The organism is Mycobacterium sp. 050128 (assembly GCF_036409155.1).
GTDB lineage: Bacteria > Actinomycetota > Actinomycetes > Mycobacteriales > Mycobacteriaceae > Mycobacterium.
The window spans coordinates 463,211-481,478 of sequence record NZ_JAZGLW010000001.1 but is presented as its reverse complement, the minus strand read 5'-3'; the positions used below and the strand labels follow the sequence as shown (position 1 = coordinate 481,478).

17 protein-coding genes and 1 pseudogene are annotated in these 18,268 nt (G+C 64.9%); 14 read left to right on the top strand and 4 right to left on the bottom strand.

Translation table 11 applies throughout. From position 1 onward, the window contains the following. The first annotated feature begins 392 nt into the window (after positions 1-392). From SKC41_RS02265 to SKC41_RS02245, 5 genes are all read left to right on the top strand, one after another. A complete protein-coding gene (locus SKC41_RS02265; RefSeq protein ID WP_330976136.1) occupies positions 393-2,366 on the top strand; it encodes a GNAT family N-acetyltransferase in 1,974 nt (657 codons plus the stop codon). A gap of 756 nt (positions 2,367-3,122) precedes the next feature. After that, the gene (rplM, locus tag SKC41_RS02260; protein WP_330976135.1) at positions 3,123-3,566 is read left to right on the top strand and encodes a 50S ribosomal protein L13; all 444 of its coding nucleotides are present in this window, start codon (positions 3,123-3,125) and stop codon (positions 3,564-3,566) included. 50 nt (positions 3,567-3,616) lie between these two features. After that, positions 3,617-4,099, top strand: a complete 483-nt coding sequence (gene rpsI, locus SKC41_RS02255) for a 30S ribosomal protein S9 (RefSeq protein WP_442931654.1) — start codon at positions 3,617-3,619, stop codon at positions 4,097-4,099. 136 nt (positions 4,100-4,235) lie between these two features. Further along, positions 4,236-5,573 (top strand): phosphoglucosamine mutase, encoded by a 1,338-nt coding sequence (gene glmM / locus SKC41_RS02250; RefSeq protein WP_330976134.1) that lies wholly within the window; start codon positions 4,236-4,238, stop codon positions 5,571-5,573. A gap of 47 nt (positions 5,574-5,620) precedes the next feature. Continuing rightward, on the top strand, positions 5,621-5,938 hold the full coding sequence (locus SKC41_RS02245; RefSeq protein ID WP_330976133.1) for a type VII secretion target: 318 nt from the start codon (positions 5,621-5,623) through the stop codon (positions 5,936-5,938). Here SKC41_RS02245 and SKC41_RS31825 read toward each other — a convergent pair. Next, on the bottom strand, positions 5,896-6,261 hold the full coding sequence (locus tag SKC41_RS31825; protein ID WP_442931537.1) for a hypothetical protein: 366 nt from the start codon (positions 6,259-6,261) through the stop codon (positions 5,896-5,898). The two genes, SKC41_RS02245 and SKC41_RS31825, sit on opposite strands and share 43 nt — an antisense overlap. A 146-nt stretch (positions 6,262-6,407) precedes the next feature. On the opposite strand from SKC41_RS31825, the pseudogene SKC41_RS31820 reads away from it, so the two are divergent. Both SKC41_RS31820 and SKC41_RS31815 read left to right on the top strand, forming a co-directional pair. After that, positions 6,408-6,482 (top strand): annotated as a pseudogene (locus SKC41_RS31820) (hypothetical protein); the annotation flags it as partial. A gap of 13 nt (positions 6,483-6,495) precedes the next feature. Then, positions 6,496-7,335: a hypothetical protein gene (locus SKC41_RS31815; protein WP_442931536.1), complete on the top strand. Its 840-nt coding sequence runs from the start codon at positions 6,496-6,498 to the stop codon at positions 7,333-7,335. A 3-nt stretch (positions 7,336-7,338) separates the two neighbouring features. Here SKC41_RS31815 and SKC41_RS02235 read toward each other — a convergent pair whose 3' ends face one another. Further along, positions 7,339-8,382: an LLM class F420-dependent oxidoreductase gene (locus SKC41_RS02235; protein ID WP_330976131.1), complete on the bottom strand. Its 1,044-nt coding sequence runs from the start codon at positions 8,380-8,382 to the stop codon at positions 7,339-7,341. A 118-nt stretch (positions 8,383-8,500) separates the two neighbouring features. Here SKC41_RS02235 and SKC41_RS02230 point away from each other — a divergent pair, with 118 nt between their 5' ends. Continuing rightward, the gene (locus SKC41_RS02230; RefSeq protein ID WP_330976130.1) at positions 8,501-8,911 is read left to right on the top strand and encodes a TA system antitoxin ParD family protein; all 411 of its coding nucleotides are present in this window, start codon (positions 8,501-8,503) and stop codon (positions 8,909-8,911) included. 13 nt (positions 8,912-8,924) lie between these two features. Then, positions 8,925-9,503: a zeta toxin family protein gene (locus SKC41_RS02225; protein ID WP_330976129.1), complete on the top strand. Its 579-nt coding sequence runs from the start codon at positions 8,925-8,927 to the stop codon at positions 9,501-9,503. A 2-nt stretch (positions 9,504-9,505) separates the two neighbouring features. Here SKC41_RS02225 and SKC41_RS02220 read toward each other — a convergent pair whose 3' ends face one another. Together SKC41_RS02220 and SKC41_RS02215 are read right to left on the bottom strand one after the other, a co-directional pair. Next, positions 9,506-10,345 (bottom strand): dienelactone hydrolase family protein, encoded by an 840-nt coding sequence (locus SKC41_RS02220; protein WP_330976128.1) that lies wholly within the window; start codon positions 10,343-10,345, stop codon positions 9,506-9,508. Between the two features lie 9 nt (positions 10,346-10,354). Continuing rightward, positions 10,355-10,861 (bottom strand): DUF2510 domain-containing protein, encoded by a 507-nt coding sequence (locus SKC41_RS02215; RefSeq protein WP_330976127.1) that lies wholly within the window; start codon positions 10,859-10,861, stop codon positions 10,355-10,357. A gap of 185 nt (positions 10,862-11,046) precedes the next feature. Between SKC41_RS02215 and glmS the strand changes: the two genes are divergently transcribed. From glmS to SKC41_RS02190, 5 genes are all read left to right on the top strand, one after another. Further along, positions 11,047-12,912, top strand: coding sequence for a glutamine--fructose-6-phosphate transaminase (isomerizing) (gene glmS / locus SKC41_RS02210; RefSeq protein WP_330976126.1), 1,866 nt, complete (start codon positions 11,047-11,049; stop codon positions 12,910-12,912). A 31-nt stretch (positions 12,913-12,943) separates the two neighbouring features. Continuing rightward, a complete protein-coding gene (locus SKC41_RS02205; RefSeq protein ID WP_330976125.1) occupies positions 12,944-13,786 on the top strand; it encodes a DUF4436 domain-containing protein in 843 nt (280 codons plus the stop codon). A 193-nt stretch (positions 13,787-13,979) separates the two neighbouring features. After that, the gene (locus SKC41_RS02200; protein ID WP_330976124.1) at positions 13,980-14,819 is read left to right on the top strand and encodes a DUF4436 domain-containing protein; all 840 of its coding nucleotides are present in this window, start codon (positions 13,980-13,982) and stop codon (positions 14,817-14,819) included. A 39-nt stretch (positions 14,820-14,858) separates the two neighbouring features. After that, on the top strand, positions 14,859-15,572 hold the full coding sequence (locus tag SKC41_RS02195) for a rhomboid-like protein (RefSeq protein ID WP_330976123.1): 714 nt from the start codon (positions 14,859-14,861) through the stop codon (positions 15,570-15,572). A gap of 73 nt (positions 15,573-15,645) precedes the next feature. Then, entirely contained in the window at positions 15,646-18,267 is a 2,622-nt protein-coding gene (locus tag SKC41_RS02190) for a carboxylate--amine ligase/circularly permuted type 2 ATP-grasp protein (RefSeq protein ID WP_330976122.1), read from the top strand. Position 18,268: the final 1 nt, after the last annotated feature.

Below are 18,268 nucleotides of genomic sequence, written 5' to 3'. Positions count from 1 at the left end.
GGAACCTCCGATTGGGATGTACCACGAGTGTATCTCCCCTGATGGCTCTGCGGGCGTGTCGCCTGATTGTGTCGATTCCTCATGTCCCAGTGCTGATGGCTCCTGGCGAGGTGAGTCGCTCCACCCGCCTGCTACCCACCGACGATGAGCGGGTGGGTCGCAGGCGGGGCGCGACTGCCCGACCCGCCTCTTTCCGCCGTATTTGGGCATAAGCATCGGACGAGCGAAGTAATCACGGCGATGTAGGGACGGACCGTGCCGATCCCGAATTACGATGTCTTCCTATGCTTGGCGGAGGCAACTCGAACTTGAGCTTTTGCGCGCCCCCGCCAGACTCCGATCTATTTCGGGCGGCCCGTGAACTGGGCGACTCACAGTCCCAGTTCCTCGGATTGCTGCCCTACGCAGCATGGGAAGAGTATGCAGCCCAAAAGCGCATAGTGTGTGCGGTCGGCGGCGATGCTGCGGCTGAGTCTGGGCCGGCCCAGCAGCTCTTGGGCTACGTCGCTATTCGTCTGCCGCGCCAGAGCGTCGCAATCACGCATCTAGTTGTGCGCGAAGATATGCGGAAAACCGGGATAGCGAGGAAACTAGTCGAAGAAGTTCGTCGACGTTACCCGGATCGAAGAGGCATCTCTGTACGCTGCCGACGGGACTATCCGGCCAACCAGGCGTGGCCAAAGCTGGGCTTTGTGGCCCGCGGCAATCGCAAAGGGCGCAGCGCGGAAGGCCACCTACTTACTGACTGGTGGTACGACTTCGGTCATCATGACCTGTTAACGTGGCAAGGCGGGGCTCAATCAAGCGTCCCCGTCGTTATCGACGCAAACGTATTTTTGTCGCTGCACGCGCGCAGCCCCGAAGAGCGCATCCTTCAAACTATCAGTGCTGTCGAGGACAGATTACAGATTCTAATTACACCGGAACTCTTCAACGAACTAAATCGGCATTCCGATGGTGGTGAGCGTGAGCGCTTGCTGCGTATTGCGCAGGGATATCCCCAGCTGGCGGTTGATCCTTCCGTAGTCAATTTGCACGAGGAGCAAATTCTGCGGGGCCTAGCTAGGCGTCCGAAGAGCTTGCAGGACAGGAGCGATGTGCGGCATGTTGCTTATGCCATGGCTGCAGGCATCAACATTGTTGTTTCCGAAGACCGCAAAGCGAAATCACGCCTTAGTAGTGCGCCCGCATTGAAGCTGGCGAATGTCGTCATCACCAACCCCTTCAATCTGGCCGCTCTGCTCGATGAGCGCGAAGGCGACCCGGCGTACGCACCTCAAGCGTTGAAGGAGACCGGTTACAAACTCGGGGAAGCTGGTAGTGACGACGCCGACCTCGGGAGGTTCATCAACAATGCTGCCGGGGAAAGACGGACAACGTATCAAGCAATATGCGATGGACTAGCCGCTAAGCGACCCAGCTCCCATCGCCTGCTACTTCGCGATCCTCAGGGCTCGCCGGTTGGGTTGCTGGGAACCGTGCCGCTTGGCGGGAATCTTGAAGTGCCGCTTCTAAGAATTCGGCAGTGTGCGCTACAGACCAGCGTGGCCACTCAACTCGTCGGGCATCTTCGCGAGCTTGCCGCAGAGGAATCAGCGGAGATTATCATTGTAAAAGATCGGCACTTAGATAGCGCCATTTACGATGCGCTTCTCGAAGACGGTTATCATTCTTTCAGCGGCGGTTTAATTTGTCTGACTATTCGGTCTGTAATGTCGCTACACCAGTTAAGAGTCCGGATAGGAGAGTTGCGAACTAGACTGACGGAAGTTCAACGGCAAGCGATCGTGCCGCTGAGCAACATTGCAAATCAAGATCACTCACCTTTAAATACGTACATGTTGGAGCATCAATTGAGACCCCTCCGATTGCTTGATTCAGACTTAGACACATGGATCTTGCCGATAAAGCCGGCGTATGCAATGGATCTATTTGGGTATCCACCTCAGTTATTCGACCGGCGATCCGACTTAGGTATGCGGCGAGAACACGTTTTCTTCCGTGGGCAGAAATCGGGCGAGGTGGCTCCCGGGCGTGTTCTTTGGTATGCCAGCCAACCTCAGTGCGCGGTATTCGCGATCAGCACCTTGGTAGAAGTTCGCGACCTAACACCTGAGGTCGCGCATCGTAAATACCAGCGGCTTGGTGTCTTTGGTCTTGAGCGGTTGAGAGCGGCCGCCGGTCCCGCGGGCACAGTCCGAGCTTTGCGCATAGCCGACACCGAGCTGCTTGATCACCCAGTCCCGCTGGCGCGGCTTCGGCGAGTTGCGGGGCGTAGGAGTCGGACTCTGCAGCTATGGTCCGCTACCAAGATCGACAAGGCGCTGTTCGCGGAATTGATCGGAAAGGCCCTTGCAAGTGACTGAGGAATACCGTGCCGGTCAAACCAGGCTGATGCTGCTGTCGATTCGGCCACGTCATGTGCGAGATATCTTGAACGGCACCAAGACAGTGGAGTTGCGGCGCGTGAGACCCCACGTCTTAGCAGGGCAGCCGGTCGCCGTGTATGGAACGGCCCCGATGGCGGCGGTTGTTGCGACTTGTCGGGTTAGCGCGATCGAGGCGAGCACGCCGTCAAAGATCAAACACCGCTACCTCCATCGCTCGGCAATTTCCGGAAAGGAGTTCGATGACTATTTCCACGGATCTTGCCGCGCGGTAGCGATCCACCTGAGTGCGATTACAGCTCTGAATAATGTCGTAACTCTTGAGGAGCTACGGTCGCGGCAACACTCCTACAACCCCCCACAGACGTGGCACTTCTACGACCACTTAAGGCTCACGCAACTAGTCGGCGGCCACCTCGCGCACAGCCACTTAGCCAGGATGCTCGGCAGCTGAAACCTCCGTTGAACCTGGCGCCCTCAAACGAGTGCCTAAGCGTGGTAACGCAAGGCTCACGTGCGCCTCGCCTGCGGACCTGGCAGAGCCCTGGGACCACACAGTCATTTTGACCTGCGGGGATGTGGGTCGGTAAGCTGCTCTGTTGGCGTGCGGTACGCCGGGGACTCGGGTCAATGTCGGTCGCCGAGACCAAACCCCAACCGCAGACCCACCAGGGCCGCCTTGACCGGCACCCGGCTCGAACCGGGATCCACCCGAGAGAAGAGAAGGTAAGCGCTGTGCCCACCTACGCGCCAAAGGCGGGTGACACCACGCGGTCGTGGCACGTCATCGACGCCACGGACGTAGTGCTTGGACGCCTTGCCGTCGCGGCAGCCACCCTGTTGCGCGGTAAGCACAAGCCGACGTTCGCCCCCAATGTCGATGGCGGCGACTATGTCATCGTCATCAACGCCGACAAGGTCGCCATCAGCGGCGACAAACTGCAGAGCAAGCTGGCCTACCGCCACTCGGGGTATCCCGGCGGTCTGCGCAGCCGCACGATCGGCGAGCTGCTGGAAAAGCACCCCACCCGCGTCGTCGAGAACGCGATCGTCGGCATGCTTCCGCACAACAAGCTCAGCAAGCAGATCCAGCGCAAACTCCACGTCTACGCCGGCCCGCAGCACCCCCACGCGGCGCAGCAGCCGGTTCCGTTCGAGATCAAGCAGGTGGCCCAGTGACCGAAACCAACGAGGCAACGCCTGAGGAGACCGCCGAGGTCGCCGTCGAGGTGGTCGTCGAGGAAGTCCCGGCCGACACCGCCGAGACCCCGGCCGAGCCCGCCGCCGAGGCGCCCGCGGCCAAGGCCAGCGAGCCGATCGTCCTCGAGCGGCCCATCCAGACCGTCGGCCGCCGCAAGGAGGCCGTGGTGCGGGTGCGCCTGGTGCCCGGCAGCGGCAAGTTCGACCTGAACGGCCGCAGCCTGGAGGCCTACTTCCCGAACAAAGTGCACCAGCAGCTGATCAAGGCGCCGCTGGTCACCGTCGATCGGCTGGAGACCTTCGACGTCTACGCGCTGCTGCACGGCGGCGGCCCGTCCGGTCAGGCCGGTGCACTGCGTCTGGGCATCGCCCGGGCGCTGATCCTGGCCCAGCCCGAGGACCGGCCCCCGCTGAAGAAGGCCGGCTTCCTCACCCGTGACCCGCGCGCCACCGAGCGCAAGAAGTACGGCCTCAAGAAGGCCCGTAAGGCACCTCAGTACAGCAAGCGCTGATCAGCGATCACTTTCTGGCCGCGACCGCGCATTGTTATCAGTCCTGTGCGGCGTGTCGTCGCACAAACGTGCGCGGTTACGGTCACAAAAGTAAGTGCACTTTGTGCGCATGACGTCACTGTGAGAGGTTTGTCCGATGGGTCGACTATTCGGCACCGACGGTGTACGCGGAGTCGCCAATCGCGAATTGACCGCTGAGCTGGCACTATCGCTGGGCAGCGCGGCCGCGCGACGGCTGGCGGGTTCGGGTAAACCGGGCCGGCACGTCGCCGTGATCGGCCGCGACCCGCGGGCCAGCGGCGAGATGCTCGAAGCCGCGGTGATCGCCGGCCTGACCAGCCAGGGTGTTGACGCGCTGCGCGTCGGCGTCCTTCCCACCCCGGCGGTGGCCTACCTGACCGGCGCTTACGACGCCGACTTCGGCGTGATGATCTCGGCGTCACACAACCCGATGCCCGACAACGGCATCAAGATCTTCGGGCCCGGCGGCCACAAGCTGGACGACGACACCGAGGACCAGATCGAAGAGCTGGTCGCCGCCGGTCCGGGCATGCGCCCCGTCGGTGCCGCGATCGGCCGCGTGATCGACGCCGAGGACGCCGCCGATCGCTACCTGCGCCACGTCGGCAAGGCCAGCACGCAGCCGCTCGACGGCCTGACCGTCGTCGTCGACTGCGCCCACGGCGCGGCATCGTCGGCCGCGCCGCGCGCCTATCGCGCCGCCGGTGCCCGGGTCATCGCGATCAACGCCGAGCCCAACGGCCTCAACATCAACGATCTCTGCGGATCGACGCACCTGGACTCGGTGCGGGCCGCGGTACTTGAGCACGGGGCCGACCTGGGCCTGGCACACGACGGCGACGCCGACCGCTGCCTGGCGCTGGACGCCAAGGGTGAGCTGGTCGACGGCGATGCCATCATGGTGGTGCTCGCGCTGGCGATGCAGGAAGCCGGTGAGCTGGCGTCCAACACCTTGGTCACCACCGTGATGAGCAACCTCGGACTGCACCAGGCGATGCGCTCGGCAGGCGTCACCGTCCGCACCACCGGCGTCGGCGACCGCTACGTCCTCGAGGAGCTACGGTCCGGCGAATACAGCCTGGGCGGCGAGCAATCCGGCCACATCGTGATGCCCGCGCTGGGCTCCACCGGCGACGGCATCGTCACCGGGCTGCGCCTGATGACCCGCATGGTGCAGACCGGCTTGTCGCTGGCCGACCTGGCCGCGCCGATGCAGTCGTTCCCGCAGGTGCTGATCAACGTCGAGGTCGCCGACAAGACCACCGCGGCCGCCGCGCCGTCGGTGCGCAGCGCGGTCGACGAAGCCGAGGCCGAACTCGGCGACACCGGTCGAATCCTGTTGCGCCCCTCAGGAACTGAGCCGATGATCCGGGTGATGGTGGAAGCGCCCGAAGAAGATATCGCGCAGCGGGTGGCCAACCGCGTCGCCGAAGCGGTCAGCGACCAACGCTAGTTTCTTTTCGCTGGAACCCCATGCGCTAGTCCGGCGTCGGACTAGGCATGGGAATACGACACGCCACATTCGACCGCACCGGGATCGACGTCGCGGCGGTACATCGCGTTGCCGATCAACTGCGGGCTGCCGCCGAGCTGGTCGACAGCGCGGTCGGTGATCACTTGGCGGCGTTGGCTTTTAGCGGCGCGACGGCCGGACGGGCATACACCGCGCGCGGCGATGCGTTGCGGGCCGAGCTGGAGCGATTGACGACGCAGTTGTCGCAGTGGTCACGTGCGTCGGTCGCGATCGCCGTCGCGCTGCGCTCCGGTGCGCAACGCTATGCCGACGCCGAGTTGTACGCCGCGGCGCGAATCGCCTGACCGTGGCCGATCGGTTGGACGTCGCCGAACGCCTCGCCGAAGGCCGGGTCGCGATCGAACACACCCAGGCCTACGTACGGGCTTGTCAGACACTGGGATACGAACATCCGGACTTGACGTCGCACCCGTCGCAGATTCGCGGCTGGTTCGATAGCGAAGACGGCCTCGATCTTCGTGCCCTCGACCGCGACTGTGCGCAGCTGCGGGCGGCCGGCGCCGCGGCTTTGGAAGGCCTGCGGATTCAGCAGGATCAGGTTGCCGAGTTGGTGGCGGCTTGGATGGGAGCGGGAAGCGATGCCGCGGTTTCGTTCTTGCAACGGCATTGCGATGCCGCCAACGTGGTGGCCACCGAAATGCGGGCTGCCGCGCAGCGGTGCGAATCGCTACGCGACAACTTGTGGTACTTGCTCGACTCGAAGGTCGGTACTGCCATCGCCATCGACGATCGCAGCCAGGCGCAGCGGTCGCCGTGGTTGGCCGCCGCCGCGGTGGTGACGGCCGGGGCAGGGGAGCGATCGACCGCCGAGCAGGTCGTCCGTGGGCAGCTAATGCCATACGTGGACAACGATATTCGTAACGACTGGCTAGCGGCCATGCGTTCGTCGCTGACGGCGTTCGGCACTGCCTACGACATGGTGAACGACCGGATGGCCGGCGCACCCGCGGTGTACTTCGATATGCCCGGCGACCTCGCCCCCGGTTTCCCACCGCCCCAACCGTCCCCGGCGCCACCTCCCCAGCCCGCGCCGCCTCCCGCTGCGATGGTGCCTGAGGCTGCGACGGCGCCCGCGGCTGTGCTTCCCGCCGTCGCGCCGGACCCGGCCCCCGCGCCAGTAGCCGCCGCCCCCGCACCAGTAGCCGCCCCTGCTGCGACTCCGATGCCCGCGGGATCTGATCTTGCGCCACCGCTATCGGACCTGGGCGCCGGCCTGGGCGATGCTGCTGGCCTGCCAACGGCTGGCGGCGGGCTTGGTGATGTGGGTGGCGGAGCCGGCGGCCTCAGCGGGCTGGCCGGCCGAATCGTCGATGCACTGGGTGGTCTGCTGGGCTCGGCCACCGACGGGCTCGGCGATTCGTCGGGGCTCGACGATCCGGTGGGTAAAGATCCGTTCGACGATGATGAGGATCCATTCAAACCCGACAACGAGCATGACGACGCCGAAAAAGAGCATGACAATGCCGACGCTGAAAAGACCGATGCGGCAAAGGAAGCCGAGGAGGCTCAGCCCGTGAGCGCGCCGCCGGCTGCCGGGACACCGCCACTACCGGTTGGCGAGCCGGCGCCCGCTGACCCGCCTAATCCGGCGGCAACGCCCGCGGCCGCACCGGCGCCGCCAACGGACGGAGCAACGCCGTGTGAGATTGCCGCAGACCAGGTTCCGCAGGCGGGGCAGTGACGCTCAGGCGCCCCGCAGTTCGAGCACCTCTTCGACGAAGCGCACGGCCTCGTTAGGGTCGGCCGCGGCCGGACTTGCCAGCAACGTCGTCACACCGGACTCGGCGAAGGCGGCGATGCGCTCTTTGACGAAACCGCGCGGGCCGATCAGCGACATACCGCGCACCAGCTCGTCGGGCACCAGGTCGATGGCCTCGCTTTTGCGGCCGGACAGGTACAGCTCTTGGATCTTGTCCGCGACCTCGCCGTAGCCGTAGCGCGTGGCCAGGTTGTGGTAGAAATTCTTGCCCTTGGCACCCATGCCGCCGATGTAGAGCGCCAGCTGCGGCTTGACCCAAGCCAGCCGCTCCTCGACGTTGTCGCCGATGGCCACCGAGGCGTGCACCATGATGTCCAGCGGCCCCAAGGCCGGATCCCGTTTGGCATTACCGGTGGCCAGCGCCTCGCCCCAGACGGTATGAGCCCTCTCCGGAAGGTAGAACACCGGCTGCCAGCCCTCGGCGATCTCCGCGGTGAGCTCGACGTTCTTCGGGCCAAGCGCCGCAATTGTTATCGGAATACGTTCGCGCACAGGGTGATTGATGAGCTGAAGCGGCTTGCCCAAACCCGTCCCGCGGTCCGCGGGTAGCGGCAGCTGGTAGTACTTGCCGTCGTATTGGACTCGCTCGCGCCGCCACACTTTCCGGCAGATCTCCACGACCTCGCGGGTGCGACCGATCGGGGCGTCGAACGCGACGCCGTGAAACCCTTCCATCACCTGAGGCCCCGAGGTCCCGATGCCAAGCCGGAATCGGCCGCCCGACACGAAATCCAGGCCCGCGGCGGTCATCGCCAGCAGCGACGGCGTGCGGATGTAGATGGGAACCACGCCGGTGGCCAATTCGATCGTGTTGGTCTTGGCGGCCAGGTACCCCAGTTGGCTGACCGCGTCGTAGGAATACGCCTCGGCCACCACGGCGATGTCGAGGCCGGCCTTTTCGAGTTCGACGATGCGGTCGACGGCTTCATGAAAGCCGCCCGAATAGTCCAGAGCGATTCCGATTCGCATGACCGACACTTAATCACGCCGGATGCAGCGGGTCTCGCCGCGGTGCTCTTAGTTCAGTCCAGCACGAGCGTAGCTAATTGCTACACTCGTTACATCCTGCTACAGAATTGAGAACGGGATGGCGGACACTGGCGATCGGGTGACCCGGTTTGCCGCGGATTTGGTCGACAGCGCCGCCGCCGAGGGTGCGCGGCAGAGCCGGTCGGCGAAACAGCAGCTCGATCACTGGGCCCGGGTCGGGCGCGCGGTGTCGAGTCAGCACACCGCGGCGCGACGCCGAGTCGAGGCAGCATTGGCCGGAGAGCTCGAACCCGGCGAGCTGAGCGTCGAAGAAGGTGTCGTCTTCAATGCCGAAATCGCCGCCGCAATCCAGGAAAACCTCAACGAAGCCAACTACGGTGAGCTCTTGGCCAAGCGCGGCATCACCACGGTCGCCCTCAACGATGCCGGTGAGATCGTCGAGTACCGGCCTGATGGGGGTTCGGCGGTGTTGACGGCCACCGCGCGTCCCGCACGACGCAAGAAGTGAATGTCGGGACTCGATGAACCGGCTTGACCTGGTCGTCGGGCCCAATGGCGCCGGAAAGTCAACTTTCGTCGAATTCACGCTCGCGCCGCTATTGCCGAGGAGTGTGTTCGTCAACGCTTACGAGATAGCCAGACGGCGGTGGCCTGCCGATTCCGACGCGCATGCCTACGAGGCCGCCAAGATCGCGGCTGCTACCCGAACGCGGCTCATCGAACTACGCCGAGCGTTCATCGCCGAGACCGTGTTTTCTCACCCGTCCAAACTCGAGCTGATCGACACCGCGCAAGCGGCGTCCTACACCGTCGTTCTGCACGTACTGCTCATTCCCGAGGAACTCGCGGTGGAGCGGGTGAAACGTCGAGTTGCCTCCGGCGGCCATGCTGTGCCCGAGGATAAAATTCGTCAACGCTATCAACGCCTTTGGCCACTGGTCGCTACCGCGTTCGTGCGCTGCGACTCCGCGACCGTCTTCGACAACAGCGCGCTCAAAGGTCCTCGCATCGTCGCCCAAATGAGTGGTGGCCAACTCGTCGGAGCACCGACATGGCCGGCCTGGGCGCCGAGCGCTTTGACGTCGCGCCGGCCCGCGTAGCGCTACTTCAGCAGCGCGACGATCTTCTCTTCGAGGGCGACCGGTTCTGCCTCCGGGTCGACCGGAGTTGTCTTGGGCAGCACCACATCCGGATCGGCGAACTCGCGATAGGTTTTGTCACCGGCCAGGGTAGCGAGCAAGTATCCGGTCAGCAGGGCGCGCACCGATCGCTGGGTGCGGCGGTGGGAACCGGGCAGCCCGAACACGGACGCCAGTCGTCGGCCTTCGCCAAGCCCACGGGGTTCGGCTTTGCTGACAATGCGCAGCGTGGCCGAATTCCACGCGCTGGAAAGCGCAATCGCGTTGGCGTTCAATGTCTTTGGATCTCCCGGCGCGGTCAGGATCAAACCCGGGACTTTCAGTGACGCGGCCGGCTGCTCGGCCGGGGGAGTCGTGACGGTCGGGAACAGCGCGACCGCCGCAGCCAGCGCGGTCGGCATTCCGGCAGCGGCGAACACGGCCGCCGAGGCGCCGAATCCATGGCCCACCACGCCGAGCTTGGCGGGGTGCACGCTGATGTTGCCCGGCCCCAGGCGCACACCTGCCACGATGTCGAGCGCGGTGCCCAGATCCGAGGCCAAGTTGAGGACCGACGGCGCCAGCCCCCGCTCGGTGTCGGGCGCGCCCGCCACGATGCCCCACGACGCGAGATGCTCGAGCAGACCCGAATAGCGGGCGGTGCTGGTGAGCCAGTCGTGGCCGAACGCGATCCCGGGGAGGCTCAGACCGGACTCGGGGGTGTAGACCACCCCCGGCAGTCCGGCAAAAGCCAGGTCACCACGCAAAACCTTGTGCGGGCCACGGCGGCTGAGGGCGGTGACGAGCTTGCGGATGCGGGCCACCCGTCGACGTTAGCGGGGATGGGTCCAGTGAGTCCACGCGACACCGTCCCAGTACCGTTGCCCCGGCCCGCCAGGGTTGGGGTACCAGCCCGGTGGCGGCCCGACCGGTGGGGGTGGCGCGACCGGGCGAGGCGCGACGGCCTGGCGAGGCGCGACGGCCTGGCTGGGCGCGACGGCCTGGCTGGGCGCGACGGCCTGGCTGGCCGGGACGACTGGGCCCGCGACCTGGCCGGTGGGGGTGTAAGGCGTCGCGCCGTAGGGCGCGGGAGCCTCCTTCGCCAGGGCGCGCACTCGTCGAATCGCCGTGTAGTTCGAGATCAGCGCTATCGGGTTCAACAGGAAAAACGACACCAGGCCCCACCAGCCGGTGACCAGGCAATGCAGCTGCGCATCGCGGTATGCCTTCTCGCATTGCTCGAGCGTGCCGGTGCAGGTGATGCTGCGCTGGAACCAAAAGACCACGATGCCGGTGTGCTCATGCAGCCTGACGGAGAAGCGGCGGTACGGGTCGGTCAAGATGGGCCTTTCGCGCTGGTGGGCGGGCAAAACGTTACCGGCTGGGCGTCGTGTGTCACTTCAGGGCGTCGAGTGTGCGCTCAGGGCGACATTTCGGCCGAAAAACCGCCCTGAGCGCACACTCGATGCGGGTTGGGCCTGGCAGCGGGCCGAGCAGCCGCTTCATCTGCACTACCCTGGTCACAATGTGTGGAATCGTCGGCTACGTCGGGCAGGCCCCTGCCTGCCAAGTCGTCATGGACGCACTGCGGCGCATGGAGTACCGCGGCTATGACTCGTCGGGCATCGCGCTGGTCGACGGCACGGGCAGGCTCACCGTGCGCCGCCGGGCCGGCCGATTGGAAAACCTAAGCAAAGCGGTGGCCGACATGCGGCCGGAGGACCTGGGCGCCACCACCGGCCTGGGCCACACCCGCTGGGCCACCCACGGCCGCCCGACCGACCGAAACGCCCACCCGCACCGCGACGCCGCCGGCAAGATCGCCGTGGTCCACAACGGCATCATCGAGAACTTCGCGACCCTGCGTCAGGAGCTGGAGGCTGCCGGCGTCGAGTTCGCCAGCGACACCGACACCGAGGTCGCCGTGCACCTGGTCGCCCAGGCGTATCGCGAGGGTGAGACGGCCGGCGACTTCGCCGCTTCGGTGCTCGCGGTGCTGCGCCGGCTTGAGGGCCACTTCACTCTGGTGTTCGCCAACGCCGACGAGCCCGGCACCATCGTGGCCGCGCGACGGTCGACCCCGCTGGTGGTCGGAGTCGGCGACGGCGAGATGTTCGTCGGTTCGGACGTGGCCGCGTTCATCCCGCACACCCGCAACGCCGTCGAACTCGGCCAGGACCAATGCGTGGTGCTCACCGCCGACGGCTACCGGATCACCGACTTCGACGGCAACGAAGATGTGGAATATCGCGAGTTCCATATCGATTGGGACCTGGCCGCCGCCGAAAAGGGTGGCTACGAGTACTTCATGCTCAAGGAGATCGCCGAGCAACCCACGGCGGTGGCCGACACGCTGCTGGGCCATTTCGTCAACGGCCGCATCGTGCTCGACGAGCAACGCCTCTCCGATCAGGAACTGCGCGAGGTCGACAAGGTATTCGTCGTGGCCTGCGGCACCGCCTATCACTCCGGGCTGCTGGCCAAGTACGCGATCGAGCACTGGACGCGACTGCCGGTGGAAGTCGAGCTCGCCAGCGAATTCCGTTACCGGGACCCGGTTTTGGACCGCAGCACACTGGTGGTGGCCATCTCGCAGTCCGGTGAAACCGCGGACACCCTGGAAGCGGTCCGCCACGCGAAGGCGCAGAAGGCCAAGGTGCTGGCGATCTGCAACACCAACGGCTCGCAGATTCCCCGCGAATGCGATGCGGTGCTCTACACCCGCGCCGGGCCGGAAATCGGGGTGGCCTCGACGAAGACCTTCCTGGCCCAGATCACCGCCAATTACCTGGTCGGCCTGGCGCTTGCGCAGGCCCGTGGCACCAAGTACCCGGACGAGGTCGAGCGCGAATACCGGGAGCTGGAAGCCATGCCAGATTTGGTGTCGCGGGTGCTCGCGACGATCGAACCGGTTGCCGCCCTGGCTTATCGGTTCGCCCAATCCTCGACCGTGCTGTTCCTGGGCCGCCATGTCGGCTACCCGGTGGCGCTCGAAGGCGCGCTCAAACTCAAAGAGCTGGCCTACATGCACGCTGAGGGCTTCGCCGCCGGCGAACTCAAGCACGGCCCGATCGCGTTGATCGAAGACGATCTGCCGGTCATCGTCGTGATGCCGTCACCCAAGAGCGCTGCCACCTTGCACGCCAAGCTGATGTCCAACATCCGCGAGATTCAGTCCCGTGGTGCGGTGACCATTGTCATCGCCGAGGAAGGGGACGACACCGTGCGCCCCTACGCGGATCATTTGATCGAAATCCCTTCGGTGTCAACGCTTTTACAGCCGCTGCTGTCGACCATCCCGCTGCAGGTGTTTGCGGCGTCGGTGGCGCAAGCCCGTGGTTATGACGTCGACAAACCGAGAAACCTGGCCAAGTCGGTCACGGTTGAATAACCGCCGCAGGATATTCGGCATCGTCGGTGTCGTGTTGTTCGTCGCCGCCTATGCCTTCTCGGTGTGGCTGTACGTCGACGGTGGAATGGGCCATCCCAATGTCGTTGTTCGGGGCGAGCCGGTACCCGACGCGACCAGGGTGACGATCGACATACAAGAAGTCCAGTCGGCCAACAGCCTGGTTGTTTCCAGCATCAACGTTTATCCGGGACCCGGGCTGCTGGATCCGCAGACTCACAATCTCAAGGAAGATCTCACCATCGCGGTCTCCTCCGCGGTGAGCGCGAGCAAGCGCACCTGGCCGAAAGGCACGCTGCCCGACGTGTTTCGCATTTCGCTGGCCCTCGACGGCGAGGTCGCCGCATGGCCGTTCGACGAATACCATTCGGGGCCCGTCGTCGCCCAACTCGTGTCGGGCCCCAGCTCCACCCGGGTGCCGGCGGTAGTGACCATGGTCGACCGCTTGCTGGGCTGGGATGTCGCTACGGACCGCATCCACGAGGACGATCTGGTCGGCCCCTACCAAGTCGACTTGGTCCGGTCGACGAGCACCGTGGCGTTCGCGGTCGTCATCCTCGTTGTGCTGATCGCCCTCGCCTTCTTTGCCTTCTTTGTCGCGGTCCAGACGGTGCGGGACAAACGAAAGTTCCAGCCGCCGATGACAACCTGGTATGCGGCGATGCTATTCGCGGTGGTGCCACTGCGAAATGCGCTGCCCGATTCGCCCCCGATCGGAGTTTTGATCGACGTCACGATCGTGCTCTGGGTGACTGTCATCCTGGTGATCTCGATGGGGCTCTATGTCTCTTGCTGGTGGCGGCATCTGCGGCCCGAACCCGATGAGCCGGCGTCATTCTCGAGTGGCCGCTTGTAGTCGACGTTTCTACAATCGATCTACATCTCCTGGCGGTGGCGCCACGTTTGAGAACACTCGCACCGGCCGACTTAGCGTCTGGTAGCGGCGCGGGAAGCGAGTCTGGTATTTCTGGCCGGTAATGCATCTCGGACGGCACAGTTAGGGGGAGGCAACCTTGGCATCGAGCGGCTTCGCCAGAGGCACTTCGTTCATGAAGTTTTCGATCATTGGTTTGGTCATCTTTTTCATCGGCGCATACGCCACCACCGTCGGGCTCTACGCCAGGTCGGGCTGCGGTTGCCCTCTTCAACTGACCCCCGGCAAGCCGGCGGCCGACGGGACCACGGTGACAATCGACTTCCTCGAGACCGAGTCGATGAAGGGGTCGGTTCACGCCAACGTCACCGTCACCCCCGGCCCCGGGCTGCTGGATCCGGTAACCCGCGGCCTCAACTCAGACTTCGCCGTCGTGGTCCACTCCTCGGCCACGCCCAGCAAGCGCGCTTGGACGAAAGGAATGCTTCCCGGCGAATACCCTGTCCCGCTGACGATTAGCGGCGATCCGTCGGTGTGGCCGATGGACAAATACCATTCGGGCCCGATCACGGTCGACCTCATCTACGGCACCGAGCCACCCCAACAGCTGCCGGTGAAATTCGTCGACCGTGTCTCGGGCTGGCAGCTTTCTGTTGCTGGGGACGGCAATCCACAGTCGCCGTACCGAGTGGAGCTGCGGCGCTCGCCCAGCATTGCGGTGTTCGCGGCCGTCATCGTCGTGGTGATGCTCGCGCTCGCCGGAGTCGGCGCCTTCGTCTCCATTCAGACGGCGCGCGACCGTCGAAAATTCCAGCCGCCGATGACAACGTGGTACGCGGCAATGCTGTTCGCGGTGATACCACTGCGAAATGCGCTGCCCGACGCGCCCCCGATCGGGTCGTGGGTTGACGTCACGGTCACGCTCTGGGTGATCGTCACACTGGTGATGTCGATGGTGCTGTACATCTATAGCTGGTGGCGGCATCTACGACCCGAACCTGAAAAGGCGGCATAACAGTTTGCCCAAGCCGCTGGGCATGCGAAGGTTGACGCCGTGGCGGATGTATCGGTGGGGGCGCGACTACGGAGCTTGGCTATCGGGATCTGGCATTTCGTCGCCGGCGCGCCGCTGACCTACGGCTGGCTACTCGTGTTGATGATCACGACGCTCATCCAGAACCAACTCTCCGGGCGGCAATTGCACTCGGTGTTGCTGCACCGCTCCACCAACATTCACGAGTTGGGCACCGATCCCCTTTCCGTGCTGTTTTCCAGCCTGCTGTGGATCGACGGCAAAAGCCTGGAGCCCTACCTGCTGCTGTTCACCTTGTTTCTCGCCCCGGCCGAACACTGGCTCGGCCACTTGAACTGGCTCACCGTGGGATTGACCAGCCATATCCTGTCGACCTACATCAGTGAAGGCATCCTGTACTTCGCGATCGAGGAACACGACGCATCGGAACGGCTGGTGCGCTCACGTGACATCGGGGTCAGCTACTTCCTGGTCGGCATCATGGCCGTGTTGGCATATCGCATCGAACGGCCATGGCGCTGGCTCTATCTCGGCGTGCTATTGGTCGTCTTCGGCTTTCCGCTGATCACGATGTCCAAACATGGGCTGAACTTCACCGCGATCGGGCACTTCACGTCGATCCTCATCGGGCTCTGCTTCTATCCGATGGCCCGGGCGAGAAAGGACAAGCCATGGAGTCCGGCGCGGTTCAGAGCCGGGGTCCGGCGATTCCGTTCCCGCGAGGATCCGGTCTGACGAGTCGCGATTTGCTGTGCGAACGCGATCTGCGTTTAACGCCACGGTAATTGCGCCGCCATAGCGTGGCTTAATGCGACCTGAATCGGCGAGAACGCTGGGCGTCGAAGAGGAATTCCACCTTGTCGATCTGAAGACGAGGCGGCTCACGGCCCGTGCGCCCGAACTGCTGGCCGAGCTGACCGACGACTACGTGGCTGAGCTGCAGCGGTGTGTCGTCGAGACGAACACCCAAGTGGTTGATTCGATCGGCGAGTTGCGCCAGGAACTCGTCCGTCAGCGCAAGGTTTTGGTCGAGACCGCCACGGAATTGGGGATGGGGGTCGTCGCGGCCGGTGCGGTGCCGCTGGCGGTGCCGGCCGAAATGCAGGTGACCAAAACGCCGCGTTATCGGCAGATGCTCGCCGATTATCAGCTGCTGGCCCGAGAGCAGCTGATCTGCGGCACCCAGATACATGTGGGTGTCGCGGATCGCGACGAAGCGGTCGAGGTCGGCTACCGGGTGGCCGCGTATCTCCCGACGTTGCTGGCCTTGTCCGCCAGCTCGCCGTTCGCTTCGGACGGGTCTGACACGGGTTACGCGAGTCTGCGCACGCTGGTTTGGCAGCGCTGGCCTACAACGGGTCCGGCCGCTCCGGTGCAGACGGCCGCAGAATACGACCAACTGGTCGCCGACCTGGTGGCCAGCGGAGTCATCTCGGACGTCGGGATGGTCTATTTCGACGTGCGACCGGCGAGCGCGGCGCCGACGCTGGAGCTGCGTGTGTGCGACAGCTGCCCGTCCGTGGACACGGTCGTCCTGATCGCCGGGATATTCCGGGCCCTGGTGGAGCGCGAGGCCGCGGCCGCGCAGGCGGGAACTGCGCCGACGGTCCTCTCGCCGGCGGTGAGCCGGGCCGCGGTGTGGCGAGCCGCCCGGTCGGGGCTAGAGGGCGAGCTGATCGACGTCCGCGGACCCGTCAGCCGCCCGGCATCCGAGGTGGTTGGCGAGCTGGTCGAGGGACTGCGCCCGCAATTAGAGCAAACCGGTGACTGGGAAACCGTCAGCGAGCTCAGTCGCCAAGCCCTCCAGAGGGGTACGTCGTCGGCGCGGCAGCGGCGGGCGCTGCGCCGTCGCGGGCGTCTCACCGACGTTGTCGACCAACTGATCGCCGAGACGGCCGCCTCGGGTCCGACCTTGATGACCGTCAGTGACGATCGGACGCTGCTGTTCGGCTACCAACCGGGCAGCAAACTGCCGGTCGATACCGCTCGTGGCAATCTCGACGACAGCTACGACGAAGCGGTCGACGGCACCGGCCAACCGCGCCCCCACTATCGGAATGTCCTGGACGCCATCGCCCAGATCGGCGTGGCCCAACTGCGTTCTCGGGAAGCGGCCATCGAGCAGGAGCAGCGCGCCGACAACGTCACCTTTCGCGTCACTGGTCAAAGCCGGGCCCAACTGTTCCCCGTCGACCTGGTGCCGCGCATGGTGATCGCTCAGGAGTGGGCGCAGCTGCGCGAAGGCCTGGCGCAGCGAGCGCGCGCACTGGACGCGTTCCTGCGTGACATCTACTCCGCGCAAGAGATCATGGCGGCAGGCATCATCGGCGACCAGATCCTCGACCGTGCACCCGGCTTTCGCTCGACGGGCCGGCTGGCGGGCGATACCGTCCGAGCCCACATCAGCGGCACCGACATCGTGTGCGACCGAGCCGGCGGGTGGATGGTGCTCGAGGACAATCTGCGAGTGCCATCGGGGATGGCCTACGCCATCGTCAACCATCGCCTGGTCACCAAGCACCTCGGCGAACTGCAACCACCGGTCGCGGTCGAGGACGTCGCCCAGGCACCCGCAATGCTGCTGGAGACGCTGCGCGCCGCGGCGCCGGCGCACGCGCCCGACGACCCGACCGTCGCGGTGCTGTCGGCCGGCTGGAAGGACAGCGCATGGTTCGAGCACACCTTTTTGGCCGAGGAAATGCCCGTGGCGCTGGTGCAGCCGTCAGACCTGTCACTGCGCGACGGCAAGCTGGTACAGCACGTCGGATCGAGTGTCCGGCGCATCGATGTGGTGTATGCGCGGATGGACGAGGACATGCTCTTGTCGTCGACCGGATACGACGGCGCGCCGCTGCGGCCGGGCCTGCTTCGCGCTATCGCCAACGGCCATCTCACCGTTGCGAACGCGCTGGCCAACGGAGTCGCCGACGACAAAGCGATTTATGCCTATGTGCCGGAAATGATCAAGTTCTATCTTGGCGAGAAGCCCAGCCTGGCCCAGGTGCCCACCTGGATCTGCGCCGAACGCGACCAGCGTGACCACGTACTGGCGAATCTGGGCGACCTGGTGGTCAAACCGATCGACGGGCTGGGCGGCAGCGGGGTGCTGATCGGGCCCGACGCCTCCGAGGCTGCGCTGGACGCGCGCCGACGCGAGCTGGAAACTCAACCGGAGCGGTTCATCGCTCAGGAGCCGGTTAACTTGTCGACCCATCCCACCTTTGACGGCGACGGCCTATACCCTCATCACGTCGACCTGCGCGCATTCGTGCATCTCCGTGCGGCGGCGAATGGCGCGGTATCGGCGCATGTGATGCCCGCCGCGCTGACCCGAGTAGCCAGCCGCGGGTCGCGCATCGTCAACTCGTCATACGGCGGCGGCAGCAAAGATACCTGGATCCTCAGCGAGCCATTGAGCGAAAGCGACTGAT

Bases quoted from the DNA above. Each gene is read 5' to 3' on its own strand.
- SKC41_RS02200 (WP_330976124.1), top strand. From the start codon at position 13,980: ATGAAGTTTTCGATCATTGGTTTGGTCATCTTTTTCATCGGCGCATAC.
- SKC41_RS02245 (WP_330976133.1), top strand. From the start codon at position 5,621: ATGGGAATACGACACGCCACATTCGACCGCACCGGGATCGACGTCGCG.
- SKC41_RS31825 (WP_442931537.1), bottom strand. From the start codon at position 6,261: ATGCCGTTGCAAGAACGAAACCGCGGCATCGCTTCCCGCTCCCATCCA.
- glmM (WP_330976134.1), top strand. From the start codon at position 4,236: ATGGGTCGACTATTCGGCACCGACGGTGTACGCGGAGTCGCCAATCGC.
- SKC41_RS02230 (WP_330976130.1), top strand. From the start codon at position 8,501: ATGGCGGACACTGGCGATCGGGTGACCCGGTTTGCCGCGGATTTGGTC.
- SKC41_RS02225 (WP_330976129.1), top strand. From the start codon at position 8,925: ATGAACCGGCTTGACCTGGTCGTCGGGCCCAATGGCGCCGGAAAGTCA.
- SKC41_RS02190 (WP_330976122.1), top strand. From the start codon at position 15,646: ATGCGACCTGAATCGGCGAGAACGCTGGGCGTCGAAGAGGAATTCCAC.
- SKC41_RS02235 (WP_330976131.1), bottom strand. From the start codon at position 8,382: ATGCGAATCGGAATCGCTCTGGACTATTCGGGCGGCTTTCATGAAGCC.
- glmS (WP_330976126.1), top strand. From the start codon at position 11,047: ATGTGTGGAATCGTCGGCTACGTCGGGCAGGCCCCTGCCTGCCAAGTC.